At 53.3% G+C, this 26,189-nt stretch carries 19 protein-coding genes; 2 read left to right on the top strand and 17 right to left on the bottom strand.

The window, feature by feature from the left end; genetic code table 11:
* Positions 1-80: 80 nt before the first annotated feature.
* From HNQ92_RS13325 to HNQ92_RS13245, 17 genes are all read right to left on the bottom strand, one after another.
* A complete protein-coding gene (locus HNQ92_RS13325) occupies positions 81-680 on the bottom strand; it encodes an RNA polymerase sigma factor (RefSeq protein ID WP_184174503.1) in 600 nt (199 codons plus the stop codon).
* 1,081 nt (positions 681-1,761) lie between these two features.
* Positions 1,762-2,964: a mandelate racemase/muconate lactonizing enzyme family protein gene (locus HNQ92_RS13320; protein ID WP_184174502.1), complete on the bottom strand. Its 1,203-nt coding sequence runs from the start codon at positions 2,962-2,964 to the stop codon at positions 1,762-1,764.
* Positions 2,965-3,019: 55 nt separating this feature from the next.
* A complete protein-coding gene (locus HNQ92_RS13315) occupies positions 3,020-4,411 on the bottom strand; it encodes a RagB/SusD family nutrient uptake outer membrane protein (RefSeq protein WP_184174501.1) in 1,392 nt (463 codons plus the stop codon).
* A gap of 73 nt (positions 4,412-4,484) precedes the next feature.
* Entirely contained in the window at positions 4,485-7,934 is a 3,450-nt protein-coding gene (locus HNQ92_RS13310) for a TonB-dependent receptor (RefSeq protein WP_246440077.1), read from the bottom strand.
* A gap of 116 nt (positions 7,935-8,050) precedes the next feature.
* On the bottom strand, positions 8,051-9,052 hold the full coding sequence (locus HNQ92_RS13305; protein ID WP_184174500.1) for a FecR family protein: 1,002 nt from the start codon (positions 9,050-9,052) through the stop codon (positions 8,051-8,053).
* A 21-nt stretch (positions 9,053-9,073) separates the two neighbouring features.
* On the bottom strand, positions 9,074-9,631 hold the full coding sequence (locus HNQ92_RS13300; protein ID WP_184174499.1) for an RNA polymerase sigma factor: 558 nt from the start codon (positions 9,629-9,631) through the stop codon (positions 9,074-9,076).
* A gap of 427 nt (positions 9,632-10,058) precedes the next feature.
* Entirely contained in the window at positions 10,059-11,840 is a 1,782-nt protein-coding gene (locus HNQ92_RS13295; RefSeq protein WP_184174498.1) for a RagB/SusD family nutrient uptake outer membrane protein, read from the bottom strand.
* A 25-nt stretch (positions 11,841-11,865) separates the two neighbouring features.
* A complete protein-coding gene (locus HNQ92_RS13290; RefSeq protein WP_221307440.1) occupies positions 11,866-15,303 on the bottom strand; it encodes a TonB-dependent receptor in 3,438 nt (1,145 codons plus the stop codon).
* Positions 15,304-15,566: 263 nt separating this feature from the next.
* Positions 15,567-16,655, bottom strand: a complete 1,089-nt coding sequence (locus tag HNQ92_RS13285; protein WP_184174497.1) for a FecR family protein — start codon at positions 16,653-16,655, stop codon at positions 15,567-15,569.
* Positions 16,656-16,709: 54 nt separating this feature from the next.
* Positions 16,710-17,303: an RNA polymerase sigma factor gene (locus tag HNQ92_RS13280; RefSeq protein ID WP_184174496.1), complete on the bottom strand. Its 594-nt coding sequence runs from the start codon at positions 17,301-17,303 to the stop codon at positions 16,710-16,712.
* Between the two features lie 230 nt (positions 17,304-17,533).
* Positions 17,534-18,403: a hypothetical protein gene (locus tag HNQ92_RS13275; protein ID WP_184174495.1), complete on the bottom strand. Its 870-nt coding sequence runs from the start codon at positions 18,401-18,403 to the stop codon at positions 17,534-17,536.
* Positions 18,397-19,632, bottom strand: coding sequence for a mandelate racemase/muconate lactonizing enzyme family protein (locus HNQ92_RS13270; protein WP_184174494.1), 1,236 nt, complete (start codon positions 19,630-19,632; stop codon positions 18,397-18,399). The genes HNQ92_RS13275 and HNQ92_RS13270 overlap by 7 nt, the downstream gene beginning before the upstream one ends.
* 179 nt (positions 19,633-19,811) lie before the next feature.
* A complete protein-coding gene (locus HNQ92_RS13265) occupies positions 19,812-20,150 on the bottom strand; it encodes a hypothetical protein (RefSeq protein WP_184174493.1) in 339 nt (112 codons plus the stop codon).
* Between the two features lie 489 nt (positions 20,151-20,639).
* Positions 20,640-22,352 carry a GMC oxidoreductase gene (locus HNQ92_RS13260; protein WP_184174492.1) on the bottom strand — a complete coding sequence of 571 codons (1,713 nt, stop codon included), beginning with the start codon at positions 22,350-22,352 and terminating at the stop codon, positions 20,640-20,642.
* Positions 22,353-22,378: 26 nt separating this feature from the next.
* Positions 22,379-22,897, bottom strand: a complete 519-nt coding sequence (locus HNQ92_RS13255) for a gluconate 2-dehydrogenase subunit 3 family protein (protein WP_246440067.1) — start codon at positions 22,895-22,897, stop codon at positions 22,379-22,381.
* Positions 22,898-23,168: 271 nt separating this feature from the next.
* Positions 23,169-24,296, bottom strand: coding sequence for a hypothetical protein (locus HNQ92_RS13250; protein ID WP_184174491.1), 1,128 nt, complete (start codon positions 24,294-24,296; stop codon positions 23,169-23,171).
* A 293-nt stretch (positions 24,297-24,589) separates the two neighbouring features.
* Positions 24,590-25,012 (bottom strand): response regulator, encoded by a 423-nt coding sequence (locus HNQ92_RS13245; RefSeq protein WP_184174490.1) that lies wholly within the window; start codon positions 25,010-25,012, stop codon positions 24,590-24,592.
* Positions 25,013-25,177: 165 nt separating this feature from the next.
* On the opposite strand from HNQ92_RS13245, the gene HNQ92_RS13240 reads away from it, so the two are divergent.
* Both HNQ92_RS13240 and HNQ92_RS13235 read left to right on the top strand, forming a co-directional pair.
* Positions 25,178-25,588: a phage holin family protein gene (locus HNQ92_RS13240; protein WP_184174489.1), complete on the top strand. Its 411-nt coding sequence runs from the start codon at positions 25,178-25,180 to the stop codon at positions 25,586-25,588.
* Positions 25,589-25,896: 308 nt separating this feature from the next.
* Positions 25,897-26,145, top strand: coding sequence for a hypothetical protein (locus HNQ92_RS13235; protein WP_184174488.1), 249 nt, complete (start codon positions 25,897-25,899; stop codon positions 26,143-26,145).
* Positions 26,146-26,189: the final 44 nt, after the last annotated feature.

Here is a 26,189-nt window from a genome sequence, read left to right as displayed (position 1 = left end):
ACCTTGTATTTGGGCTAAAAGTATAAATAGTTTGAAAAATGATAGTATTCGGCAAAATAATACCCCAAAGTACCCCCTTATCAGGAAAAAACAGCGAAGCGAAATACCACGCTCAGGCAGAAGGAGATGGTTATCCCCAGCTCTCGTTCCATGGCTACTTTAAAGATCCGCATGGACTTTACCATGTGCTTCTTAATGCTGTGCGCCGACAGCCCCAGGATGCGGGCGGCTTCGCCGTAGGAAAGCCCCTGCTGCCGACACAGCTGAAAGACCTGGCGGCTTTGGGGCGGTAATGAAGCCAGATGGCTTTGGATAAATTTCTGGTATTCTGCGCTTTGTATTTGATCTTCGGCCTCGTTCCGTTGCTCGCTGATGTGTTTTACCAGCTGGGACAAGCTACGTTCCTCGGTACTTATCTTGTGTAGTAGGTTGAGGCTATGGTTCTTGCCCATAGTGAGTAGATAGTACTTGAAGGAGTGAATTTCTACTAGTTTGGATGGCTCCTCCCAAATCTTGATAAATACTTCCTGGCAGGTATCGTGGGCCAATTCTTCCGATTTCAGGATTTTAATCACAAATCGAAACAGAAGGGGCTTATAGTGTAGGTATAGTTCAGAAAACGCTTCTTGATCTCCCTCCGAAACCCGGATCAACCTCTCCTTTTCAGTAGCGAATGCCATATTGCAATGATCAAATTAAAGTGATACGCTATTAGAAATATATAGTATAAATACACTATAAGAACGCAATAGTAAAGTAGATAAAAGTAGGGGGTAGGTGTGGAGCTTATATAACTATGAAAATAGACTTTACAAGCTGGTTTTTCTAAAAAAGAGCTGGTGTGCAGACTAGTAATTAATAGTCCAATTGATTGAGTAACCAATTGGACTATTTTTGAGATTAGCTCTTAACAATTTTAAAAAATTAGCAACGCTAATACAAATTTTATGTAAAAGATGCAGCTTATTGTTAAATTAATAATAATGTAGGGGTAACATTGAATTTAAAAAAAGAGGGCGCTACTTTTAAAGTAAGGAGTTTGAGCGTCGGAAGGACTAATTTCAGCGGTTATCCTATTCTTCTGCCAGATTTTAGCTCCCGTCTATCGTATTGAATACCTAGCCCCGGCGTAGCAGGACTAGCCATTTTTCCTCCTTGTTATCCAGAGGCTACCAGTTAGGGACTTTTTACGTTAGGATTTTACACAAAGTCCTGAAGGCCGTACAAATTTTGGGACAGTGCTGCAAGTTGCCGAAACGGGCCGACCGATGGCTTGGTTTTGGAGGTATGAGGGGCCAGGTACTTACCGTCTTTGCGGCCAATCTCCGACACCTGCAACGCCCGAAGCAAGCCTCTACCGTTTGGGCCAGGCTGCCAAAACGGTAGAGGCTTGAATGCTGTTAGCTCCGGGTAGTTTTATTTTTTTAGCGTCTGATTTACCTTTCGTATCCCGGATTCTATCTAAGAAATTTTAGCTCCGATACTAATACGGTGGCTATCATAAGACCTAAATGGCCGAGCCAAACATGGAAACGACCGTTGCTGCCTTGCAATCCAGCGAGATTCAGGCCGACTCCGCCGATCAGAGAGACCATGAAAAATCAACCCCCTGGTGCCACAAGGGTAGAAGTTCTTGTATTTTAGGGTTATAAATGGGGTTTCTGTACCTACGAAAGCAGGAAAACACAGGCAAAAGATTTATCCTTAGGGAAAAAGAAAATTATGAAGATCAGGGATTATACTAGAGCTCACCCATAAGTCCTAGTACTTAAAGAGCGCTTTTGCTCTTTTTTCATTAATAACTAACCCAAGGCCGTTTTCTTTAGGAAGCATCATATTCCCCTCCTTGAATTCAATACCCTGATCAAAAATCGAACAAATAGTCGCGTATCGGTCGGCCTCAATGTACTCTACCATGGGGCCACAGTTAGGGATACTGGCCAGCAACTGCATGGTAGCCGCACTGCCCTGCATGGGTTTGGTATTGTGCGGTACCACCTGTTTATGGTGTAACCCGGCAATGTGGCAGATTTTAAGCCCTTCGGTAATACCGCCCGATTTTATGAAGTCGGTGTTGATCATATCGGGTTTCCCTTTTTCAATCAGGTCTTTCACCATCCAGCGGGTGTAGCATTTCTCACCCGCCATCACAGGAATCGTGAGTGCATCAACTACCGTGGCGAGGTCTTCGAGGTTTTCGTTGGGGCAGGGACTTTCGTAATACTTCATGCCCATATCCTGCAGGGCTTTGCCAATCTCAATGGCCCGGTAGCCTGTGTAGCCTTCGTTAGGGTCTAGGAAAAGATCCACGCTGTCGGGCAGTTCCTTACGCATGGCGGTATAGTATTTCAGGCTGGGATCATCTTTGGGATTGATGTTGTATTCCCGGATCTGTGCCCTGATCTTCACGGTTTTGAATCCTTTTTCGCCCAGTTTAACGGCTTGCTTCACGGCTTCATCCACCGGGATGGCTCCGCCTTTAATTCCGAACCCTGCGTAGGCTGGCACGCTGTCTCTGAACTTTCCCCCGATCATCTTGTAAACGGGCACGCCCAGCAGCTTGGCTTTCAGGTCCCACAGGGCGCAGTCAACGCCCGCAATGGCATAGGTCAGGATGCCTCCCGAGCCCAGATCCACATTTTTCCAGAACATGTTTTCCCAGAGTTGCTCGGTATCAAATGGGCTCTTTCCTACCACCTCGCGGGCCAACAGATCATTGATGATAGTCTGGACGGCCCGGATGCCGTTGGCACTGCTTTCGCCCCAGCCCACAGTGCCGTCAGTAGCTTCGATACGTACGTATACACCCCGGTCGTAGCCATCCTGAAACAGCAGGCCTTTTACATCTTTTATTTTAATATCGGCAGGCACTTCCCGCGGGCCAGGTTTAGTCAGTCCGGGAGCGGCCAGGGAGGCCATGCCAAACAGGCTGGCCTTCTTTAAAAAGTATCTTCGGTTGGTCATAGGTAGGTTAAAAAAGTAGAATCCTGGCGAACCACCGGCCCGCCAGGATTCTTGATTAGTAGGATGGGTTCTGGTCCAGGTTGGGGTTCAGGTCAAGCTCCCGGGCTGGTACGGGCCACAGAATACGATCGCGATTGGCTTCGGTCAGGTTTGGGACGGTTCCTACCGCCTTGTCCCAGCGAATAAGATCAAACCAGCGGTGAGGCTCAAAGGCCAGTTCCAGAAAGCGTTCATTCTCAATAGCTAGCTTTACTTCGGCCCGTGTGGAAGCGGTAGTTGGAAGCAACCCGGCACGCTCCCTGATTTGGTTCAGGTATGGAATCGCCTCGTTGGTTCTTCCCAGCTCATTAAGACACTCCGCGCGCAGCAGGATGATGTCCGCCAGCCGAAGGTATACGATATTGCTGGTCTGACTACCCCGGTTACTGGTGCCCGGTGGGGCTTGCTCGTATTTTCGGATGTAGACGTTGTTATTGAAAGTCCCCAGGCTGGCTGCTGCCCGCAAGTCGCCGGTACTTGCTGCAAACGCATTGATAATTTTTTGGTGAGGGCGCAGCCGGAAGCTGGACCCCGGAAACTGAACTGTATCATTGTCCAGATCGTGCCCTTCGGTGGACCGATTGGGGCGAAATGACATTTCAAAAATGGTTTCCGTAGTATTCTGCTTGCCTACGGCAAAGATATCAGCAAAGCTGGCTCCTGGAACCAGTCGGTACTGAGGATCTGCCATAATCTCCTCACATTTGGCCAGTGCCAGGGCGTAGTTAGGCTGGGGTTGCTGTAGGTACACTTTTGCCAGCCATGCCCTGGCCGACCCTTTAGCAGGCCGGGCCCGGTTGTTGTTGGTGTGCGTGGCCGGAAGCAACCTTTCGGCTTCCAGTAAATCCTTGGTAATCTGGGCGTAAACATCTACCACTTCGCTGCGTTTCAGATTGAAATCCTGAGCGGATGATTTGGAAGGTTCCAGCGGCATGGGTACTTTACCCCAGGTGCGGGTTAGTTGAAAAAAGGCCCACCCCCGCAGGAAATACGCTTCGCCAAGGATCCTGTCTTTCTGTATTGCCGGATCCGAAATATTCGGAACATTGACCAGCACATCGTTGGCCGAATGGATTGTCTGGTACAAGGCGATCCAGTGGTCGAGCACATTGCCATGAACCGACGTAGCCACAAATCCTTCGTGGCGGGTAAAGTTACCACCACTGTTGGCACGGGAGTCATCGGACAGCACCAGGGGTACGATGATAAAGTTCTGGGTCATGGAGTTCTGCATGAAATTGTAGGCACTCATAAGGCCCGCTTCGGCGTCCCCGGCAGTTTTCCAGAAATTTTCGGCCACAATGGAACTTGGCGGAGCTAGTTCCAGCAATTCGCCACAGGAAGATAGCATGAGTGCACTGCCTAGTAACAGCAGCTTGGCCTTATTACGGAATAGTGATTTCTTCATTTTTTTGCGTGTAAATGAGTGTAAAATTGAGTAGCAATGAAGTCGGGCTCCACCGCCAATGGAATTTTTACAATTAAAAACCAACATTTAGGCCAAACGTATAAACACGGGCCTGCGGCTGGGTCAGGTAATCGACCCCCAGCGACGGGATACGACCTCCGCCGGTGTTCTGGCTTTCTGGATCAAAACCGCTGTAATTCGTGATTGTAATCAGATTTTGTCCGCTGATATACAGCCGCAGATTGGTAAGTCCGATGCGCTGGATAAGAGGAGTGGGCAGGTTGTAGGCCAAAGTAATATTGCGGAACCTGAGAAAAGACCCATCTTCCAAGTACCGGCTCGAAACGTCGGTGGGGGACGCCCCGCTGACAGAAGATGATCCGTAGAGGGCTTTGGGTACGTCAGTTATGTCACCTTCTCTTTTCCACCGGCGAAGTACTTCGGTACTTTGATTCAGGTCTTCGATCATACCGGTAAGGGCGGCCCGGGTCATGTTGTAAATTTGATTTCCATAAGACCAGTTCATCACTACGCTTAGCTCCAGGCTATTGTAGCTAAAAACATTAGTCAGACCACCGATATGCTTTGGCAGGGCATTCCCGATGAGTAGCCGGTCATCGGCGCGCGAGATGAACCCATCTCCATTAACATCTAAAAAAGCAGCTTCACCCGCTCGTACTCCGCGTTCGTACAAATCCGTGATTCTATTTTCGGGGTCAGGGATACGGGGTACATCCGCGTCGGATGCATAGACACCCTGGTACAGATAGCCATAAAAATTACCAACGGATTGTCCGACGCGATAAATACTGTATGGCCCCTCCACCCCGTAGGCGTCCGGTAGTTTGAAGATAAAGTCGGAACCCAGTCGTCCGTTGTCGGGCAGGGAGGTAATGCGGTTGCGGTTGAAGGAAATATTAAAGTTGGTAGTCCACTTGAAGGCCCCCGCCAGGTTGATGGTATTGAGGGTAAACTCCAACCCCTTGTTTTCCATGGAGCCTATATTAGCGTTGCCGATTCCTCCAAATCCGGACGTCCAGGGTAGTTGCCGCTCAAATATCAGATCGTTGGTTCGTTTCAGATAAGCTTCGGCGGTAAACCCGATTCGGTTGTTTAAAATAGACAGATCCACTCCCAGATTCGTAGCTTCCGTTGACTCCCAGCCCAGCTCTGGGTTTGGAATATTGGCTTGTCCAATACCAGGATTCCCGTCGTAGTTACGCCCCGTTCCGTACAGTGCCAGGGAAGGGTAGTCGCCGCCCAGACCTTCCTGGTTGCCCGTAACACCATAGCCGACCCGCAATTTCAGGTCGTTAACAATGCGGCTACCCTTCAAAAAGGGCTCTTCCGAAATGCGCCAGCCTGCCGATAGGGCCGGAAAAACCCCATACCTTTTGTTGGCCCCAAACCGGCTGCTGCCATCGACTCGAAAACTGGCATCGGCCAGGTACTTGTCTTTGAAATTGTAGCTAGCCCGACCAAAGTACGAAAGCAGTGCCCATTCCGAAATTCGGTGCGTTGGAATGTAGGGGTCGGCAATAGCGATGGTCTTAATGATATCTGAACCAGCCGTCTGCCCGCCCGCCTGCAAGAAATTCGATTGGGATTTCTGATAACCTACACCTCCCAATAAAGATACCGCATGATCCCCGAATTGCTGTTGGTAGGTAAGGGTATTGTCAGAAACCCAGGTAAATTGGTCGCTATCGACAGCCAATGCCTCGGCGCGGCCGTTGCGGGAGAGAACAAAGCTGGGTACGTACCGTTCCTGTCGGTCGTCCAGGTTATCTATTCCCAGGGTAGTGCGAAATTTCAGGGTTTTAAGAATCAAAAACTCAGCATACAAATTGGAGATAACCCGCTTCTGATTGCTCTGTGCCAAAATTTCGTTGGCCAGCAGTACCGGATTTTCATTGTTGAGGGGGTCTACCGAGTAGGTGCCATCCGCGTTACGCACGGGCAGATTGGGGTTTCGAGTAAGGGCATTGGCCAGAATGGAAAATCCACTATAATCGTTAGCAACGCGGTTTTGCAGCGCATTGCTAAGCAGTGTACTGGTGCCAATTTTTAACCGATCAGTTGCCTGGTAATCAAGGTTTACCCGTACGTTGTAGCGTTGGTAATCCTGACCAATGATAGTGCCCTGTTGCTTGAAATAACCAAGGGATGCGAAGGTGCTGACGCGCTCGTTGCCCCCGGCTACCGACAAGTTATAATTGTTGATCGGGGCAGTCCGGAAAATTTCGTCCTGGTAGTTGGTGGTGGTTCCGGTAGGGGTTACTTCGCTAAACGGAAACTCAGTAAGCGGATTACGGCCCCGGTTAGTGAGCGACTCCCGGAGTAGTTCTACGTACTGGTCGCCGCTGAGCAAATCAAGTTTTTTGGTGACACTTTGTACGCCAGTATACGCATCAAAATTGAAACGAGCTTTTCCGGATTTGCCCCTTCTGGTTGTAATAAGGACAACACCGTTGCTGCCCCGAGCGCCATAAATGGCCGCTGCGGCTGCATCTTTCAAAATATCAATGCTCTCAATGTCATTAGGGTTGATGTCGGCCAGGGCAGATTGGCGCTGCCCCCCGGCATCAAGTACCGTACCTCCGAAGTTGTTGAGCGGTACCCCGTCCACTACATAGAGCGGTCGGGTTTCGCCGAGTAGAGAGGCCGTGCCCCGGATGCGGATAAATATCTCCCCGGCGGGGGTACCTGAATTCTGCACTACCTGCACGCCGGCGGCCTTACCCTGTAGCAGGGCATCGGGGCTGGTAACGGGTTGGTTTCTCAAATCTTTGGCTTTTAGGGAAGTAATGGCGCTGGTAACGTCGCGTTGCTGCTGGGTACCGTATCCTACCACTACCACTTCTTCCAGGGCTTTGGTGTCTACCAGGAGCGTAACGGTCAGCTGGGACTGGTTGCCTACAGGTACCTCCTGACTCAGGTACCCCACAAAGCTAAGCACCAGTATGGGCGAGCCCGTTTCTGGAAGTAGCAGGTCGAAACGCCCGTCAGCGTTGGTGGTGGTGCCGCGCTGGGTACCTTTTAGTACCACACTTACGCCCGGAAGAGCGGCGTTATTTTCGTCGGTCACGCGGCCAGTTACCGTGCGGTCAACGGGTTGGTTTACTTCCTGGGGAACAAGGCCAGTAGGTACGCCGGGTTGGGGCTTGCTCTTTCTTAATAAAATTCTATTTCCAATTACTTCATAGTCAACATCCATTGGTTTTAGTACTTCGTCCAGAACGGCAGAAAGCCTGCGATTTGTTGCATTAAGCGACACTTGCTGGCCGGATTTTATCTTAGTGCTGTACACAAATTTTACCTGAGCTTCCTTTTCAATCTGATGTAACACTTCTTTCAGTTCCAGCTTTTCTCCCCGAATTGAAATCGTCCGGTTCAGTACTTCCTGGCCGAGGGTGCTGTGTGCCACGGCCAGGCTGGTACAGAGGAAGATTAGCAGCACTTGTGAAAACGTAATTTTCATAACCTTCCACAATTTTTTGGGAATGGGTAATGGTTTTTTCATAGTTTTACTTGTTTTTTAATTGGTAAAAATTGAGAAACAGCACCCTCTCACAGATTGGCGTTTGTCGAGGGTATTCATTTGGAGCCGAACGTGTTTCCAGCACGTTCGGCTTTTTTTTACTGGCAACTGTCTCCGTTAATAAACACCACGGTGCCTCTTTTTTCGTAGGTGGCATCTACGGATTTACAGATCAGTTCAAGCTGGGTAAACATCGATAAGGCGTTCAGGTCGGCGGTGATGCGGCAGTCTTTTACCATAGGATTCGAAATCACAAATTCGATCCCGTACAGCCGGGTAAGTTCGGCCAGCACTTTTTCAAAGGAAGCCTCCCGAAAAACCAGCGCCGGTGTGGCATTTTTGCTGGGCAAGACCGCCACCGGCTCCTCTACAATGCCCGGCGTGATGTTGCGGGTGCTGGCATCGTACACAGCTCGTTGATTGGGCGTAATAATGAATCCATTCCGCTCACGCTGCTGATTTTTGCCCCGGGCGTATACCGATACTTTACCCGTACGAACCGATACCTCCGTGGTTTTGTCCTTTTCATTTTGCTGAATACGGAAACTCGTCCCGAGTACCTCCGTATCCAGCTCGCCGGTATGCACCACAAAAGGCTTGGTTACGTTGCGCTTCACATTGAAAAAAGCTTCGCCAGTGAGGTACACTTCCCGACGGGCCTGATTGAAGGTCTTTCCGTACACCAGGCTGCTATTTTGGGCCAGCAGAACGGTAGTACCATCGGGTAGCGCCACCTCCTGTTCGGTAGCATTGGTGTTTTTTACTTCGATTCCGGCATGTTCCCGCACCAGGGTAGCTACCAGCGATTCAGGATCGATTTCGGATGGGCTATAAAGCCAGGCAAAACCCAGTACCAGGCAAGCGGCAAGGCCCGACAGCCAGGCCATCCGAATTGTTCTACGGCTACTAGCTGGACGAATTCGAGTTTTAATTCCCTGCCAAATTCGCTTTTCGATACTTCCCTTCTGCGTATCGCTCAGCGACAACTCCACCTGATTGGCGGGGGTAGCGTACCATTCTGCCAGGAGTTGATCTTCCTGCTCGGTGGTTTGTCCTTCGAGGTAGCGTTTGAGTAGTTGGTTAAATTCCTGCTGTGTCATTTGATGAGCGCGATTGACTTCCTAGTTGTCGGTATGATATTCTTTCAAATTGTCTTTCAAGAACCGGAGCGACTTGGTGATGTGGTATTCGACGGCTTTTTCGCTGAGGTTGAGGCCCAGGGCAATTTCCCGTACGGACTGGTTTTCGAAGCGGCTACGTCGGAAAACTTCGGCACTTTTCTCAGGTAGTCGGTTCAGAACTTTTTCTACCGCCTCGGTTAGGTCGGCATAATTCACGATGGCGTCGGTACTGTGGTGCTGATGGATTTCCTGAAAAATGAGGTACTCCTGGTACTTTCGGTAGCTGATTTGAGATTTGATATAATCATAAACCTGATTCTTGATGGCAAAGGTCAGGTACATGCCCAGGTGCCGTATCTGCACCTCCGAACGACGGCTCCACAAGGTCAGGAATACCTCCTGCACCAGCTCCTCGGCTTCTTCCCGAATGCCGGTTTGGTGGTAAGCAAGGCTATACAACTTGTACCAATACCGCCGGTATATTTCTTCAAAGGCCGTCATTTTACCTTCCCGAAGAAACGCGAGCAACCGGTCGTCATCAAGTTGTTTAAGGACCATAGAGCTATGGGTGAAAGTACTAGGTACCCGTATAGTAGAAGATTGACGCGAAATCCCTAAATAATTTTAGAAAATAAATGAATATTTTTATTTGATTGGCCTAAAAGAGATCAAAAAGCACCGAGGCGAGAGGTAAACGAGTGCTTGTCAAGCCAAACTACCTTTTTATTTACGTCATCGTGCAGTAGGAGGCTGGATCAAGCCTACAAACGGGCACAGCCTGTACGGCCATGCTCGCGCAGGTACCTGGTGAAGAAAAGCCTGGCAGGGTGAGCATAGATAGTAGCTTGCCTTTGACAAGGGTAGGTACTTGGGGACGTTCCGCTAAAAAAAAGCGGATTGGCTACCGATAGCCAATCCGCCCGACTCAAAAAGTACCCCGGCCCGGGGTACTTTTTGAGGTACTTCATGAATAAATGTACTTAAACTACCAGCCGGGATTTTGCCGGATGTTGGTATTGGCGGCGATCACGTCCAGCGGAATCGGCCACAGGTAGTGCTTGTTTTCGTCAAAAATGGTGTTCTCGATGATGGACCCTTTGTAGGCATTAAGATAAGGAATGTTGCCGCGCGTAGGGTCGTTGGCGAAGGTCACCGTGGCTTGGGGGAAGCGCGCCCGGGCGGCCTCGTCCCAGCGGATACCCCAGGTGGGTTTTTCCAGCTTTTTGCCCTGCTTCCAGCGCCGCAGGTCGTCGTAGCGGAAGCCTTCCCCGAAGAGCTCGATCCGGCGCTCCCGGCGGATTTCTACCAGCAGGGGCGAAATGCCCTCGTTGGCGTAGCGAGGGTCCACGGGGACCTGGCTCAGGTTCAGGTGCGGCATCCCGACGCGGGTGCGCAGGCGGTTGATGGTTTTATCGAGGTCTTCCTGGGTGAGGGTACTTAGCTCGGCCTTCGCTTCGGCGTAGTTGAGCAGTACTTCGCCGTAGCGGGCCACGATGGCGGGCATGTAGCCGTTTTGGTCCAGGAGGTCCATGGCCCGGTTGAAGTGCTTGATGACGTGATAACCCGTTTCCGTAAGTTGGATCTCATTATTGCCTTGGCCGGGAAAAACCGGATACGGAAAGTTGACGTTGGTTTGCAGCTCGTAGGCCATGGCGTCGGCCGGGTGCAGGACCGTCTGCCGGAGGCGCGGGTCGCGGTTGACGAACACATCCTCAATTTTGGCATCACCGGCGTACAGCGGCGATAGCGAAATGGGGAGGCCGTCGGTGCACAGGTAATCTTCTACGGCATCGCGGGTAGCGCCGCCGAGGGCGCGGTTGTGGTAGCCTTGGGTACGGTTCTGTGATACGCCCGGGGCGTACTTACGCCAGTAAATTACCTCGGGGTTGTTGGTCAGGTCGATCAGGCGGTGAATGTGGTTGTAGTCGCGCGCGGGATTGCCAGTGCTGTGCAGGCGGTAGGGGCCGTTGTCAATGACCTCCTGGGCGGCCTTGGCCGCTTCCTGTAGCCACATTTCGGGATTGGTGCCGCCGTGGTACTTGCGCCAGGTACCTTCAAAAAGGCAGATTCTGGACTTTACCAGCAGGGCCATCCAGCGGTTCATGCGGCCGGGATTCTGGCCGTTGCCCCAGCTGTTGGGGAGGTTTTCAGTGGCGAAGTTCAAGTCGGCCAGCACGTGTTGCATGACCTCCTCGCGGGGTGAACGGTCTGCGAAGAGCTCGGGCGAATCTACGTTAAGCTCCTTATCAACCCAGGCTACATCGCCGAATTTGGATACTTTATCGGCATAAAACCACCCCCGGAACAGCCGCGCTTCGCCCGCGTAGCGGTTGATCACCGCGGCGGGTAAGCTGGCGCGCTGGTAGTTGGCCAGGCCAATGTTGATGGCCCGCAGGAAATTCCAACCCCGGTACCCGAAGAGTTGCCCGGAGGCCGACACGGGTACCTGATGCCGCTGCCCGCGTAGGAGCAGGTACTGCTGGTGCGAGGCCGTGCGGAAGGTCCCCGCCAGGTTGTCCGACCAGAAGTCCAGGTACAACGGGCTGTGCAGAATGGCTGAATTGCCCAGCATAATGGGTACCGCTCCGTCGTCGGAGGCCATGAAGTACAGGTTGTTGTTGTAGGCTTGCAGGTCCGTTTCGCTATTCCAAAAGGTTTCGTTACTGATACGGTCCAGCGGATAGCGCTGGAGGAATTCGTCATTGCAGCTACTGAGCAGCAGTACGAAGGGTAAAAGGATAGCCCATTTCGAGCGGATCTTTTTCATATATCTTGTCTTTTACGAAAGGTACTTAAAAGGTAAGGTTAACCCCGACGGTGTAGAGCCGCTGTAGGTAGTACTCCTGCGAGAGCGTGTAGATTTGCTCCGGGTCGAGGGGTTTTTGCATTTTGGTAAACTCCCAGAGGTTCATGCCCGACACGTAAAACTGCGCCCGGTTCAGTACTTTCAGTTTTTTGGTCAGGTGGTCGGGCAGCGTGTAGCTGAGGGTCACGTTTTTGAGCCGCACGTAGGACGCATTCTGCAGGTAGCGGGTTTGGGGTTCAAAGTTTCGCCGCGTATCCACGAGCCGGAAAGGGCGCACGCCGGGCCAGTAGGCGTCCCGGTTGGTTTCGCTCCAGCTGTCGGTGACCCACCACTCCTCTACGATGTCGGCCATCCAGGGCCAGAAGTTGGTGTGGTTGGAGCGGGGCGGGAAATAATCCCGGAAGAGTCCCTGGAAGAAGAGATTCAGCGACCAGTTTTTGTAGCTCAGGTCAGACGTGAACCCGAACGAGTAGCGGGCCGACGAATTGCCGATAATGAACTGGTCGCCCGGATCATCCAGGGTATTTTTGCCGCGGGTGATCACGCCATCGCCGTTGAGGTCGGCGTACTGAATGTCGCCGGGAAGCCAGGCACTGCCCAGCTGCGACTGGTTGGGCGCGGCTTTTACCTCATCCTGGGTCTGGAAGATACCCACCGTCTTGAAGCCCCAGATCTCCCCGATCCGCTTGCCTACGTAGTAGTCGTTGATGTTGCCCGTGGGGTTGTGGTACTTGGTGATGGTGGTGACGTTGTCGGCCAGCGCCAGGTTGAACCGGTACCGCCAGTCTTTGCCGATGGCATCGCGCCAGTTGAGGCTTAGCTCCCAGCCCTTGGTGCGGAGGTCGGCGGCGTTGGCGTCGGGAGCGTCAGCCCCCAGGATACTAGGGTACGACTGCGACATCAGCATATCTTTGGTATCCTTGGAATAGATGTCGGCCGTCAGGCCCAGCCGCTGATTGAGCATCGAGAGATCTAACCCCAGGTTGCGGGTCACGACGGTTTCCCAGGTGAGCTGGGAGCTGACCAGCCCGGCCGGAGATACGTAGGGGATCAGGCCGTCGGACATGATGAAGTTACGCTGCCCCATTCCCATGGTATTGATGTAGGCGTAGTAGTTGTCGCCCAGGAGCTGGTTGCCCAGGGTACCGTAGGAAGCCCGCACCATGAGGTTGTCGAGCCAGCGATTGCTGCCGCGCATAAACTTCTCGTTGGAGATGCGCCAGCCGGCCGAAAACGACGGGAAGAAGGCCATCCGGCTTTCTTTTGGGAAGCGGGAGCTGCCGTCGTAGCGTCCGTTGGCTTCCAGGAGGTACTTGTCCTGGAAGATGTAGTTGAGGCGGTAAAAAGCGCCCCGTAGGCTGATATGCGACTTACCTCCGTTGGTTTGCTGGGTACCGGTAGTCGAGCTCAGGTCGACGATGTTGGGCGTGGCGAGGTTGTTGGCCTGCGCCTGGATGAAGGAGTTGCGCCCCCACTCCTGGTTAAAGCCAACCATGGCCTTGAAGTAGTGGTTTTTGAGTTTGTCCAGGGTATATTCTCCGTAGGTATTAAAAACGTAGTATTGGTTGAAGCTCGAGCGGTTCCGGATCCAGTCGGCGGCACTAAACCCGTGCACAATCTGCATGTCCAGCAGGTTGTTATTAACCATGTTTACCTTGGAACGCACCTCCTGGTTCATTTGATTCAGGTATTGGTACGAAAAATCTCCCCGGATTCTCAGCCCAGGCAGGGGCGTCAGGGTCATGCCCTGCGTCAACCAGGTATCGAACCGGTTGTAGGTGTCGCGGCCGCCGTACTTGAAGTAGGGCAGCAGCCGGGCGTCCTGAAAGTACATGCCGATGTACTGCTCGTACTTGTCGCGGTCGCCGGGCTCCAGGTAGTAGGGAAGGTCGGGGAACTGTACCAGCCGGAAGGGGTCGGTGCGGACGAGCGTATTCAGGCTCACATCCCCGGCGTACACGTGCGGCTGGTCGTTTTTATCGGCGTTTACAATGATTTTTGGGTCCAGGCTGAGCCAGTCGTTTACTCGCAAGTCGGCCTTGAAAAGGACGTTGTAGCGCTGGTACCTGAGGTTATTGGGCTTGTCTTTAAAGTACCCATGCTTATCCAGGTACCCTACCGAAGCGTAGTAGGAGGCATTTTTAGTGCCGCCCGAAATGTTCATGTTGTAGCGGTGCTGGGGGGAGTTGCCGATCACCTCATCCTGCAAGTTCACGTAGCCGTAGTAAAAAAGCGAACCGTTGACCACGTCCCAGGCGTTTTCGGGCGTAGGGTTTTGGCTGTACTTGCGGGCCCCTTCTACGATTTCGTTCGAAAACCGGTTGGAGCCCCGGTTGAGCATGAAGGCGTCGTTCCAGATCGTGACGAGCCGGTAGGGGTCCGTTACGGGGTTGACGTGGAAAATGGGCTTGGTAATGGAAGTTTCGTAGCTGAGCTGTACGTTTACTTTGCCTTCTTTGGCGCGCTTGGTTTCGATCAGGATCACGCCAAAAGCGGCCCGCGCTCCGTACACGGCCGCCGCCGAGGCGTCCTTTAGTACGTTGACACTCGCAATGTCGTTGGGGTTGATGCGGTCTATGTTCATAGGTACCCCATCCACCAGGATCAGCGGCCCGCCGCCATTGATGGACTCAAAGCCCCGAATGTTGAAGGTGGTGCTGGCCGAAGGGTCCCCATTTCTAAAGCTAATGTTCAGGTTGGGGATAACCCCCTGCAAGCCCTGCCCCGCCGAGGCAATGGGGCGGTTTTCAAGTACCTCGGAGGTCACCATGCTCACCGACCCCGTCAGGTTGGCTTTTTTCTGGGTGCCGTAGCCTACCACCACTACCTCATCCAGCGATTTGTCCTCGGGCGTGAGCTGAACCGCCAGCACGGCTTGTCCGCCCACCACGATTTCCTTGGTCACGTAGCCCACAAAGCTGAATACCAGTACGGAGGTATTCTCAGGTACCTCGAGCTGAAACTTGCCCTCCACGTTGGTGGTAGTACCCCGCTGGGTACCTTTCACCACTACACTTACGCCGGGCAGGCCGTTGCCGGTTTCGTCCTGCACCGTACCCGACACCAGCTGCACCGGGGCCGCTGAACCGGAGGTACTTGCGCCGTCGAGCGGCGAGCCGGGTAGCGAAGAGGTAGGGCGCGGGCTGAGAACTACCTTACGGCCTACGAGCTCGTAGTGGATGTTGAGGGGCGTTAGGAGCTTGTCCAGGGCGGTTTCGAGCGTTACGTTGGCTAGCTGGAGCGATACCTTTTGGGAGGTCGCCACCACCTGCGAGCTGTACACAAACCGCACATCCGTGGCTTTTTCAATCTCCGTAAGTACCTTCTTGATTTCCCGGTTCTCGGCCTGTACCGTCAGGCGCCGGTTAAGGTACTCCTGGGCGTGTGTGTTGTGGGCGTACGATACGCCCACGAGCAGTAGCATGACTAAACTTTGTGTTAAAGAAAACCGCATAAGTAGTAGCCAGAATTGTCTGGTAGTCCGTTTTTTCATAGTTTTGATTTAGGGTTAAAAAGTTCTGGAATCGGAACAAGTACCCCCCCGGAAAGTACTTTGGCGAGTGGCTCCGGGCGGTAACCTATCGGCAGTGGCTTCGTCACTGCCGATTTTCTTTAGTTAGGGAGAATGGTTCATGGTAGTAGAGGTGAATGAATTAAAGGGTTTAGGATAGGATTATCTTCGTCAAATCAAGGACAGCCGGGCCCACTCACCACAAGCTGCCCGTCTACGATCTCGTAGCTTCCCGAGACGGTCTTACAGAGTATATCCATTTTTTCGTAGAGGCTCTCGTTGGAAAAAGTAGCCGTGATCCGGCAGCCTTCCAGGCTCTGGGCGTTAAACTGGATCGGGATGCCGTAGCTTCTTTCCAGCTCGCGCAGGATAGACGGCAGGGGTAGTTCATCATAAATGAAATCGACCTTTCGGGCTACCAGCAGTGCGGGCTTGGCCACCAGCGTCTTGGTCAGGCTCTGCTCAGTTTTTTCGTAGATCGCCGCCTGGTTGGCCGTCAGGATGAGCCCGTTAACGGCCCGCTCGTCCGGCTTAGGCTCGGGCCGGAGCGTATACACCGACACCCGCCCCGACTGCACCTGTACCGAAATGCGGTTGTCCTGCTCGTAGGCCGTTACCACAAAGCGGGTCCCAAGTACCTTCGTAACTACGTCGCCGGTGATTACCATGAAGGGCTGCGGGCGCGCCTGGATGGCAAAAGTACCCTGTCCCGAGAGGTACACCCGCCGGCTGGCGGCCGCGAAGTGTGCCGGGTACCGGAGCCTGCTTCCGGGACTAAGTACCACCAGCGAGCCGTCGTGAAGCTGAAGCTTCAGGGGCGTGGAGGTGTCGTTGATGGTTTCCGTCAGGGAGTCGCGCGGCATCAGGTTCGCCAGCCCGCCGTCGAGCTGCGGCCTGCGGTCTGGCTTCAGGTACCCTAGCAGGCCCAGCACCAGCAACAAACTGGCCGCTGCCACAAGCCCCAGCCCGTACGACCGCCAGAGCGGGCGAGTCGGAGCGTCGGCAGTAGGGGCAGGGGTACTTTGGTCCGCTTGCGACATGAATTTCTGTACTTCTTCCCGTATTTCTTTTTCGCTAAGCGTCTCGGCTCGTACGTGGGCAGCCCGGATGATTTGCTCGGCTTGTTTTAGTACGCCGGCTTGCTCCGGGTGCTGTTGAACGTAGGCCAGCCAGAACGTCTCCCGGGTACTTTCTCCCCGGACCCAGTCCCGAAAATCTTCGTCCAATACAAAGTCTTCTACCGTATAGGTATTGTAGCGTTTCATGCGTGAGTCGTCGTGCGGGCCCTTAGGGCGCTGCTTGGTTCATGATAGGTTGCGTTACACCAGGCCGGAAAACAGGAGGCTCAACAGAACCACTTGCCAGTGTTTGCGCAGGTTTCCCAGGGATTTCTGGAGTAGATTATACACCGACTGCCGCCCCAGCTGCATAACTTCCGCGATCTGCTCGAAGCTGAGGTTTTGGTAAAAACGCAGGTAGATCAGCTCCTTTTGGCGCTGAGGAAGGTAGTTCATGACTTGCTCCAACTTGCGGAGCTGGTATACCTCGTGCTCTTCCTCGATGAGCCGCAAGTCGGCCGCAAACTCTACCGAGAAGGCGTACTCGTCCGTAAGATTAGCCTGGTGCGTCACGTGCTTGCGGGAGAGCTCGCGCAGGATGCGCGCTTTGAGAACAGCCAGCAGGTAGGAGCGTACATTCTCAACGGTACCGATGGAATGGTGCTGCTTCCAGAGGTTCACAAACATCTCCTGGATGCAGTCTTTGACCAGCTCGCGCTCGGCGTGAAGGCGCATTCCCCAATGAAAGAGGTCGGGGTAGTAAGCCTGCATGATCCGGCCCAGGGCGTAGATATCCCCCGCCCGGTAGTCCTGCCATAGCTCACATGCTTCCTGCGCTGCTAGCCGTTTACTCATGGATAAAAAAAGATCTTTATTCCTAGGAGCATTTTTAGGAACAATCTTAACCTATCCTTTTTTATTTTTTTTCAAATAATAATACAAGAATGTGCCCGGATCAATGAGCTTCAGGGGTACTTATTGTAATAAGTGCCTGATTAATAATACATTAATCTATATTTATTAAATACTAAGAACTCTTTAAAAAAATATATATAAGCGCCCTGGCGGGGCTGAGTAGTAGGGATTTACTCCAAAAAGAAAACAAAATCTCGCCAGGTATCTACATCCGGAAAGCCAAGCGAGCCAGGACTGATCGCGACCCGGCGCGAGAAGGAAGCAGGGAAGGACGAGTCGTTTTGGTCGTTAGGTTTGGGCGGAAAAGTACCCTTTCCCTCCCGCCGGATGGCGTGCCCGCCGGGGTACTTTCCCCAATAGTTGTTGGCCAGTGACAGCCCCTGATCAGGGCGGGCTTCGTCAAACAGCACCAAAAAGGCGTACTGTTTGTGTGCTTCGAGGTAAGGACTGTGCGGGGCCAAAAGCTGGAAATGAAGGTACTCCTGCGGCTGTAACCCGGCTGGAATACGCCCGCCCGAAAACACCGCCAGGCTCCGGTAGGTTTCGCCGGTGAGGTAGTCGTCGGCGCGCGGGTCGTCGGTCCAATCCACCACCCGCCCGGAGGTAGTGCCGTTGTCGTGAATGACGGGGGTACCGGTTACCTCAAAAAGCTGGATGGACACGGGGGCTCCCAGGGCACCGGGCAGTACCGCTTTGTTTACCTTTAGGGTGATCCGCCGCAGGTAAAAGCCTTCCTCTCCTACCGTGAACGTTTGGCCCAGGTCCCGATCCCGCTCGTAGTAGCCCATCTGGCGCGGCGTACGGTCTCTTTCGTCCGGCTTTTCGGTTTTCAGCTTTTTGTTTTTCTTAAAACGAATGCTCGTAGCCCCACCCGCATCCCCCGCTGGCTGCCCGATCCGGACGGAGGTACCTGGCGGCGCGGTGGTGCTGCTGGTCACCGTGAGGGCATTGCTAATGATTTTTTGCGCCACACTCTCCGCGCCGCTGCTCAGTCCCAGCAGCAAGGTACATAGGCCGGTTTTGAGGTACTTGGTCAGCATAATTTTTCGGCTTTTTTCCAAATTCCTTCGTCGTATTCAAGCCCCAGGCCGGGCGTTTGCGGTATGGGCATGGTGCCGTCGGCCGCCAGCCGAATGGCGGGCGTGTACCAACTGGCCTGCCGGGCCGCAAACGCCACGGGGTACTCCTGCAGGCCGAAGAGGTTGGGGCATACGGCCGCTACCTGCCAAAAGGGCGCGATGAGCGGGTCGGCCTTGGGGCTGTGCGGGGCTACCGTTTTGCCCGCGAGCCGGGCTATTTCGGCTACCTGGAGGGTACGTAGTATGCCCCCGTTGTAGTACACGTCGGGCTGCAGAAGGTCGTAGACCGACGTTTGTGCCAGGCGCTGAAAACGGTACAGGCTGGTATCCTGCTCGCCACCGGCCAGGACGATCTTTTTGAGTGCTTTATTGACGGCCCGCATCCCTTCTTCATCTTCAAAATTGACCGCCTCCTCAAATATTTCGGCCCCGATGTCTTCCAGCATTTTACCGTAACGAATTCCGTCCTTTACGCTAAAGGATCCGTTGGCGTCGGCGTAAATGATTACTTTGTCGCCCAGGATTTTACGCGCCAGGCTCAGCATTTTCACGCTGCGGGCGTCGTCTTCGGGGGTATTTTTCAAGCGCCCGCCAATCTTAATTTTCACGCCGTTGGTGTGGGTTTGCTGCAAGGTATCGGCCAGTTGCTGCAAGATTTGCTCCACGGGGGCGTTGCGGTCGAGGCTGGAGAGGTACACGGGGTACGAAGTACGACGCGCCGTACCCAGCAGCTCATGAACGGGCTTCTGAGCTACTTTGCCCAGCAAATCCCAGACCGCGATTTCCACCGTGCCGATGCAGTTCCAGAGGGGCATCCCGGCGTACTTGTAGTTGCTGTCGAGGCTATAGGCATTCTGAACGAGCTGCGGCAGCTGGCGGGCGTCCTGCCCCACAAAATGCTTCATCACCAACCCCTGGAGCAGCGAGGTCAGGTTTTGCATACGGTCGTTGCACTGGGTAATGCCCCGCTGGCCCCGGTCGGAGGTCACAACGAGCAGGAGTTGCCCCTGGGTTTTGAATAGCTCCACCGACCGGATCAGCACGGGTTCGCGGAAGGTAGTGGTGAGGTCAGGCAGGGGCCATAGCGGGAGCTCCGTGGCTCGAGCTGCCTCGGCAGTGGCCTGGGTACCCAGGCCAGCTAAGAGAGGTAGACCGGCCAGGTGCCGTAGGAAATGTTTTCGACTCAGCATGGGTAGTTCAGGATTTTGTTGCTAAAAGGAGGGCAAAATCCTGTTTTTACTTACCCGATCAATCGTGCGCCGCAGCAGGTACTTTGCGGAGAAGGTACCTGATGCGGCTCTGGGCCAATCGTGACGGGTAGTAAGGGTACTTTTGTAACGATAAGTTGGGAAGTAAAAAAGCGAAGTACCTAGGCGTAGGCCAGGCTTTCCTCTTGCAGGCGGTCATGGAGCCCGATGACCCGCCGTACCACGTCTTGCTGCTCCTGGGGCGACAGCTGATGAACGGTGTGCACCACTCGGTTCATGATGGTAAATCCTTTTTCGTCGAGCAGGGGTTCACGTTGGGTCATGGCGGCCTGAATGGCTTCCCATTCGGGCCGTAGGGCCTCGGAAAAATAGATCGGATCGATGATCAGGAAGTAGGCAGCCTGCGAGAGCAGCGCCTTTTGCGCATCGTCAGGGTACCTGGCGAGCCCCGCTGCCAGTTTTGAAATTTCTACCAGGGCAAAAATGTTTGACTTTTTCACGTGGATGATAACTAGCGTTTGAAAAGAGGAGTATGATAAAGCAATAATAGCCCGTTTTTGCTCCGAATAGCAAGAATGGTATGTGAAATAGGCAATTCGGTATGTGAAGTAACCCATACTAACCTTGAAGTACCTCTAGTACCCAAACGCCGCCAAAACGGGCTACTGATTAGTTCTTAAATCAAGGTACTTGGCCGTAGGTACTTTCGGGCTTTGGTGGTATGTAGCTTCCCGGCTGTCGGGGTACTTTTTGTGGGCCTTCACCCTTGCAGGAGCCTTTTTTAGCCATTGCATGAAAGGGGAGTCAGGGAAAAAAGGAACGAATATCTTTTGAAGTGCCAGGTACTTTTGCTCCCCGTGCAGGGGTACTTGCCTGGTCTTTCTGGCGCGGGGTGCCCCACAAAGCCAGGTACCTATGTGAAGGGAGAAGTATAAAACAAAAAAAGGGAGGCCAGCAGCGGCCTCCCTTTCTCTTAAATTCCTGGTTCTTTAAAGATTCTTGGCTTTGAGCTGCTTCACGGCGTAGTCGACGCTGCGGGCGGCAAAGGCCATGTAGGTGATCGACGGGTTTTGGGTACTGGTGGAAGTCATGCTGGCGCCGTCGGTCACGAAGACGTTGGGTACGCTATGTACCTGGTTCCATTTGTTAAGTACCGACGTCTTAGGATCTTTACCCATGCGGGCTCCGCCCATCTCGTGGATGTCCAGCCCCGGGGCGCGCTTGTCGTCACTGGCGTGTATGTTGGTAAAGCCCGCCTTGGTGAACATCTCCGTAAGCTGCTCTATGTAATCTTTGATCATCTTCTCGTCGTTGTCGTCGTAGTCGACGGAGATCTTGAGCTGCGGAATGCCGTACGGATCAACCAGCGTGGGGTCCAGGGCTACGTAGTTGCTGGCTTTGGGTATTGTTTCGCCCATCATGTGGGAGCCCACGTGCCAGTTGCCAAGCTTGGGGTTGAGCAGGTTGTTTTTCAGCGATTCGCCCAGGCCGGCGCGGTCGGAATAGGAGCCCCGCGAGGCGCTAAAGCCCGCCGCGTAGCCGCGCAGGAAGTCGGTTTCCTGCTTATGCACGTTCCGGAAGCGCGGAATGTAGCTGCCGTTGGGGCGGCGGCCTTCGGTAGTAGTATCCAGGAAGCCTTCGTACTGGCCCGAGATCCGGGCGCGGTAGTTATGAAAAGCCACGTACTGCCCAAGTACCCCGCTGTCGTTGCCGAGGCCGTTCGGAAAGCGCGACGAGGTAGAGTTGAGCAAAATGAGGTTGGTATTGAGCGCGGCGGCATTGACAAAAATGATGTTGGCATAAAACTCCATCATTTGCTTGGTCGTGGCGTCGATAACGCGCACGCCCGTGGCCTTCTGCTTTTTCTCGTCGTAGATGATCGAATGCACCACCGACTGCGGCCGCAGCGTCATCTTGCCGGTTTTCATGGCCCACGGAATGGTGGAGGCATTGCTGCTAAAGTACCCTCCGAAGGGGCAGCCCCGCTCGCACATGGTGCGGTGCTGGCACTTGGCGCGGCCCTGGTCGTAGTGGATTTGCTGCGGGTCGGTGATGTGCGCAGCCCGGCCAATGATGATATGCCGATCCTGGTACTGCTTTGCGACCTGCTCTTTGAAGTACTTTTCCACGCAGGTCATTTCGTGCGGGGGCAAAAACTCGCCATCCGGGAGGGTATCCAGGCCGTCTTTATTGCCCGAAATCCCCGCAAACTTTTCCACGTAGCTGTACCAGGGAGCGATGTCGTCGTAGCCAATGGGCCACTCTACGGCAAAGCCATCCCGAGCCGGGCCTTCAAAGTCATACTTGCTCCAGCGCTGGGTTTGGCGGGCCCACAGCAGCGACTTGCCCCCTACCTGATAGCCCCGTATCCAGTCGAACGGTTTTTCCTGCACGTAAGGATGTTCCTTATCCTTGACAAAAAAATGCGCCGACGACTCCTTGAAGTTATAGCATTTGCTCACAATGGGGTTTTCCTTCACGACCTCCAGCGGCATACGCTCGCGGTGATCAAACTCCCAGGGGTTGAGGTTGGCGGTGGGGTAGTCTACGTTATGCTTTACGTCGCGGCCCCGCTCCAGCACCAGCGTTTTGAGGCCTTTTTCGCAAAGCTCCTTGGCCGCCCAGCCGCCGCTAATGCCCGAGCCGATCACGATGGCGTCGTAGGTACGGGCTTTCTGACTATCTATGTTGAAATAAGACATGGGTCAATGTTGAATAAAGGGTGAGGTTAGGCTTTAACGGGTACACAGCCATGAAAGCGACCGGGGATCATTTCGTACTTGGTCAGGTTTTTCATGACGTACTCGGAGCTCATATAGCCCTGGATCGTCAGCCCTTTCACCATCGAATAAAATCCTTTTTGGGTAGGGTCATCGCTGATCCCCATGCCTTCCAGCACGTGGATGCGCTGCGCCGGAGTACCGGCCGCAAAGTCTTTACCAAAGGTACTTTGACTAATCGTCTGTACCATCGCCAGGCCTTTGGTCAGGTTGTCCTGCGCTTGCTTTTCGTAGCAGTCGGTGAGCATGGTCTGGATGAACCGATCCACGCCCAGCTCTTGAGCACCCGGCGTATCGGTAGCGGGAAGGATGGTATCCACCACCGAGGCCAGCAAAGTACCTTCTTGGGAGGTCAGGAGGGTAGGCTGGGGCAGGTTGGTGGAGGTCCAGGCATTGGCCCAGGCGGGCAATGAAATCATTCCGCCCAGCCCGAGGGCCATGTTTTTGAGGGCTACACGTCTTTGCATGGGGTAGTTTGAAATAAATAGTAGGCTAACAATGGGTTACTCATGAGCTAAGGAAAGCTTTTGAAGCTGCAAGATACAGCTTGAGGTACTTTAAAGAAAAAGGCCGCCGCCCCATCCGAAAAAGTAAAAATTAAGGTATAGCCGAAAAAGGTACTTTGGGGATGCCTTTGAAACGAATAAGTACTTTTAAATCAGCTTTATGAACAAACGAAGCAAAGGGCTTTTCATTGCCGGAGCTTTCGCTGATATGCAAAAAAAAGATAAAATAGTATCACTTAATGGATACATAGGTAGTTCCGTCCGAAAAGAGTTCGTGGGCGTACTGCTGCGGGTCGTTGAGAATGTGGCGCCGGGATTCGTAGCCTACGCAAAAAGACTCCGAAAGCGTAATGACGCCCGAACCAATGTTGATGATTTTCCAGCTGCGCCCCGCCCGCTCCGCCGCGTGCGGCAGCTCAAAGTAGGCGTCGCCGCCCTTGTGGATGTACAGGTCCACGCTATCCGAAAGGGCGGTATCGCCGAAGGTAGTGGCAAACCGCCGCTGCACGGTGGCCATTTCCCGTTTGTGAATGACGCCGTCCGGATCAATGGTAAGCAGGGCGTCGTCGTGAGCGGCGGCGTACTGAATACCCGACACCTGGATGGGGTCGTGGGGCGCCGAGACCGTGAGCGCGTGAGCAATGACGGTAGTACCGATGCCCACCTGCCCGGAAAAGTAGTTTTTGAGCTCGCTGGGCGCGATGTAGATACCCCAGCCGTTCTTGATGATGGCTGCGTTAACGCCCCGAAAGGGCTCCAGGTGCAGGCCGTAAAAATTAGTGATCTCGGCGGGGTTGTTGGCCGTACTGCTGGTAAAAAGCCTCAGGTTGATCAGGTCGAAGGTGTCGGTGGTGTGGGTACGGCCGTTATTCCCAAACGACGCCGATAGCTTCAGCGTAGCCGCCTTCGCCAGACGGCCCCCGTCCCGAAAGCCCAGCGTATCGGGGTAGCCTCGGAGGTAGTTGAACTCCGAGGCCGACGTATGGACATCCGGGAAGGTCATACCGGCTTGGTAGTTGGCAAAGTTGTTCACGATCAGTCCCTGGTAGTTGGCGGTAGGCGTCGCCGCCAGGCCTACGGTGGTGGAGTCGGGATCTTCCAGGTCAAAGCGGGGCTCGTTGATGGCAATGTACGCACCGCGGGTGAGGAGCGTATCGTAGCGGGCCGTGACCAGCAGCATGTTTCGGTTGGGCGAGTCGTGCTGCTGCGAAATGGCTACCGCGCCGCGCCGCCAGATTTTGGCGGTATCGTTGGCGTTGAAGAGCGTCGTATCGGCGGTTTTCCAGTTGGTTTGCGCCCAGCAGGTACCAGCCTGCAAAAGCAGCAAAACGACCCAACTACCTGGTATAAAACGTTTCATAGGCTCTGGAAAGGGTTTGTTGACAAATAAGAATCGTTGAGTAAGGTACCTCTACGGGGGTACTTTCTCGGCCGTTGCGGCAAGGTACCTGTTTAGTAAAGTACCCGGCTGCTCAAAAATAACTACTAAAGCTGGCGGAAGGGTACTTGGCAGGAAGTAAAGAAAGGTAGTTTGGTGCCTTTGACGGTAGAGACGAAGGGCTCCGTTTGTTTAAGTTAGGAGAACGGCAAACCCACGAAGAATACGATTCTTGGCTAATTCAATTTAGCGCAGGGGTAGGTTAAGTTAGGTACTTAGTATGCGTTCGGATGCTTGCAGGACCGCCAATAATCAATGATGGTTTTGATGAGATTCTTGGTGTCCTGGTAGCTATCTTTTTTCTGAAAAAAGCCTTGTACCGTCATTTTGGTGTAGGCTTCGGTCACGTAGCGTTGCTCTACGGAAGTGGAATAGAAAATGAAGGGAATGCTTTTTTGCCGAAGCTCGTCGTCATGATCGATTTTCCTTTTGAATTCTATGCCGTTTTGTCCGGGTAGGTTGACGTCACTAAAAATGATCATGGGTTGATCAGCCGTAGTCTTGAGATAATGAAAGGCATCCGTACAATTTTCAAACCAAACCATCTCGTTCGGGATGGCCAACTCCTGTAAGATTTCTTCCAGCATGTCTTTGTCGTCGACATCATCCTCTACCACTACAATAGGTCCTGATTTCATACGGTGATGGGGTTTTTACGCTCAAAAACTATAACGCAGGAAAGAGCCTAAAGTTCATGTGCGACCCGTACCGGAGGATCGTGTCCGTGGGAAAAGTACATTTCCTGAACAACGGACCAGTTCGCCGGTTTATAGAGCGTAGTTACCTAACCAATCGTACTATTCATGAATTTCATTCTTCATTTACTGATCGACGCGACGGTCATTTTTGGCCTGGCTTACCTGCTGCCTCAGGTAGAGGTAAAAAGTTTCGGAACGGCCTTGCTGGTCGCGGTCTTGCTGGGGGTACTTAACTTTTTGATCGGCTGGCTCATTCGTTTTCCGCTCAACCTGGTTACGTTTTTTCTGCTGTCGGGCGTGGTCCGGCTGGTGGCCACGGCCCTGATCCTGAAGCTGATCGACAAAGTCATGTCGGGCTTATTGATCCGAGGGTTCTGGCCGGCATTGGTCATAGCGGCGGCCATTGCGCTGGCCGGGTACCTTATTGATTCCAAACAGGCTCCTTCGCAGGAAGTGGAGCGGCTGCCGGGCTATGAAACCTACCTGCCCGAAGTACGGCTAGCGCCGCTGGCGTAGCGGCAGGCGGCTGGGCTTACAGCAGCCCTGGCGCGAAGGGTACTTGGCGGCAAGGTACCTATGATCCGGGGACGGGCGTAGGTACCTTGCCGTTTTTAGGTACTTTACGGGCGAAGGGTACCAGCATTGGGCTAACCATTTGCGTAGCCAAAATAGCCGGATACGCCGGAAAATAAACCGCTTACTGAACAGGACTTGCCAAACGAGGCGGACTTATGTACTTTCGCAAATGATGTGGGAGTTGGAAGCCTTGGTAAGTTTTTTTTACCTTTATCCGGTTCTTTCAACATCCTAACCAACCACCTGCTATGGCTAAGAAAAAGCAACCCGATACCGGCAAAGAGGAAAACGAGAAACCACGCGTGCACAAGGAGTTGGACGGATTCGACATCCAGATCAATTCGTTTGGAGAAATTACGACGAGCTTCGACATGGACCGGATCAACGCGTTTCTGAATAAAAACGTAGACGATAAAAAACTCCGCGACCGCAACGACATCCCCGGCCGTAAAACCCGGAAGTCTAAGAAGAAAACCGACGAGGAGGAAGAAGAGTAGCTACGTGCAAAGTACCCTGCTTAAGTACCTTTCAAACCTTATTC

The sequence above is a fragment of the Rhabdobacter roseus genome (assembly GCF_014202275.1).
Taxonomy (GTDB): Bacteria; Bacteroidota; Bacteroidia; order Cytophagales; family Spirosomataceae; genus Rhabdobacter; species Rhabdobacter roseus.
Note: the sequence above shows the minus strand (reverse complement) of the source record. Positions and strands in the feature narration are given on the sequence as shown.

Bases quoted from the DNA above. Each gene is read 5' to 3' on its own strand.
- HNQ92_RS13290 (WP_221307440.1), bottom strand. From the start codon at position 15,303: ATGCTACTGCTCGTGGGCGTATCGTACGCCCACAACACACACGCCCAG.
- HNQ92_RS13235 (WP_184174488.1), top strand. From the start codon at position 25,897: ATGGCTAAGAAAAAGCAACCCGATACCGGCAAAGAGGAAAACGAGAAA.
- HNQ92_RS13310 (WP_246440077.1), bottom strand. From the start codon at position 7,934: ATGAAAAAACCATTACCCATTCCCAAAAAATTGTGGAAGGTTATGAAA.
- HNQ92_RS13320 (WP_184174502.1), bottom strand. From the start codon at position 2,964: ATGACCAACCGAAGATACTTTTTAAAGAAGGCCAGCCTGTTTGGCATG.
- HNQ92_RS13315 (WP_184174501.1), bottom strand. From the start codon at position 4,411: ATGAAGAAATCACTATTCCGTAATAAGGCCAAGCTGCTGTTACTAGGC.
- HNQ92_RS13305 (WP_184174500.1), bottom strand. From the start codon at position 9,052: ATGACACAGCAGGAATTTAACCAACTACTCAAACGCTACCTCGAAGGA.
- HNQ92_RS13300 (WP_184174499.1), bottom strand. From the start codon at position 9,631: ATGGTCCTTAAACAACTTGATGACGACCGGTTGCTCGCGTTTCTTCGG.
- HNQ92_RS13270 (WP_184174494.1), bottom strand. From the start codon at position 19,632: ATGCTGAGTCGAAAACATTTCCTACGGCACCTGGCCGGTCTACCTCTC.
- HNQ92_RS13285 (WP_184174497.1), bottom strand. From the start codon at position 16,655: ATGAAACGCTACAATACCTATACGGTAGAAGACTTTGTATTGGACGAA.
- HNQ92_RS13275 (WP_184174495.1), bottom strand. From the start codon at position 18,403: ATGCTGACCAAGTACCTCAAAACCGGCCTATGTACCTTGCTGCTGGGA.
- HNQ92_RS13245 (WP_184174490.1), bottom strand. From the start codon at position 25,012: ATGAAATCAGGACCTATTGTAGTGGTAGAGGATGATGTCGACGACAAA.
- HNQ92_RS13240 (WP_184174489.1), top strand. From the start codon at position 25,178: ATGAATTTCATTCTTCATTTACTGATCGACGCGACGGTCATTTTTGGC.
- HNQ92_RS13255 (WP_246440067.1), bottom strand. From the start codon at position 22,897: ATGCAAAGACGTGTAGCCCTCAAAAACATGGCCCTCGGGCTGGGCGGA.
- HNQ92_RS13260 (WP_184174492.1), bottom strand. From the start codon at position 22,352: ATGTCTTATTTCAACATAGATAGTCAGAAAGCCCGTACCTACGACGCC.
- HNQ92_RS13295 (WP_184174498.1), bottom strand. From the start codon at position 11,840: ATGAAAAAGATCCGCTCGAAATGGGCTATCCTTTTACCCTTCGTACTG.
- HNQ92_RS13250 (WP_184174491.1), bottom strand. From the start codon at position 24,296: ATGAAACGTTTTATACCAGGTAGTTGGGTCGTTTTGCTGCTTTTGCAG.
- HNQ92_RS13280 (WP_184174496.1), bottom strand. From the start codon at position 17,303: ATGAGTAAACGGCTAGCAGCGCAGGAAGCATGTGAGCTATGGCAGGAC.
- HNQ92_RS13325 (WP_184174503.1), bottom strand. From the start codon at position 680: ATGGCATTCGCTACTGAAAAGGAGAGGTTGATCCGGGTTTCGGAGGGA.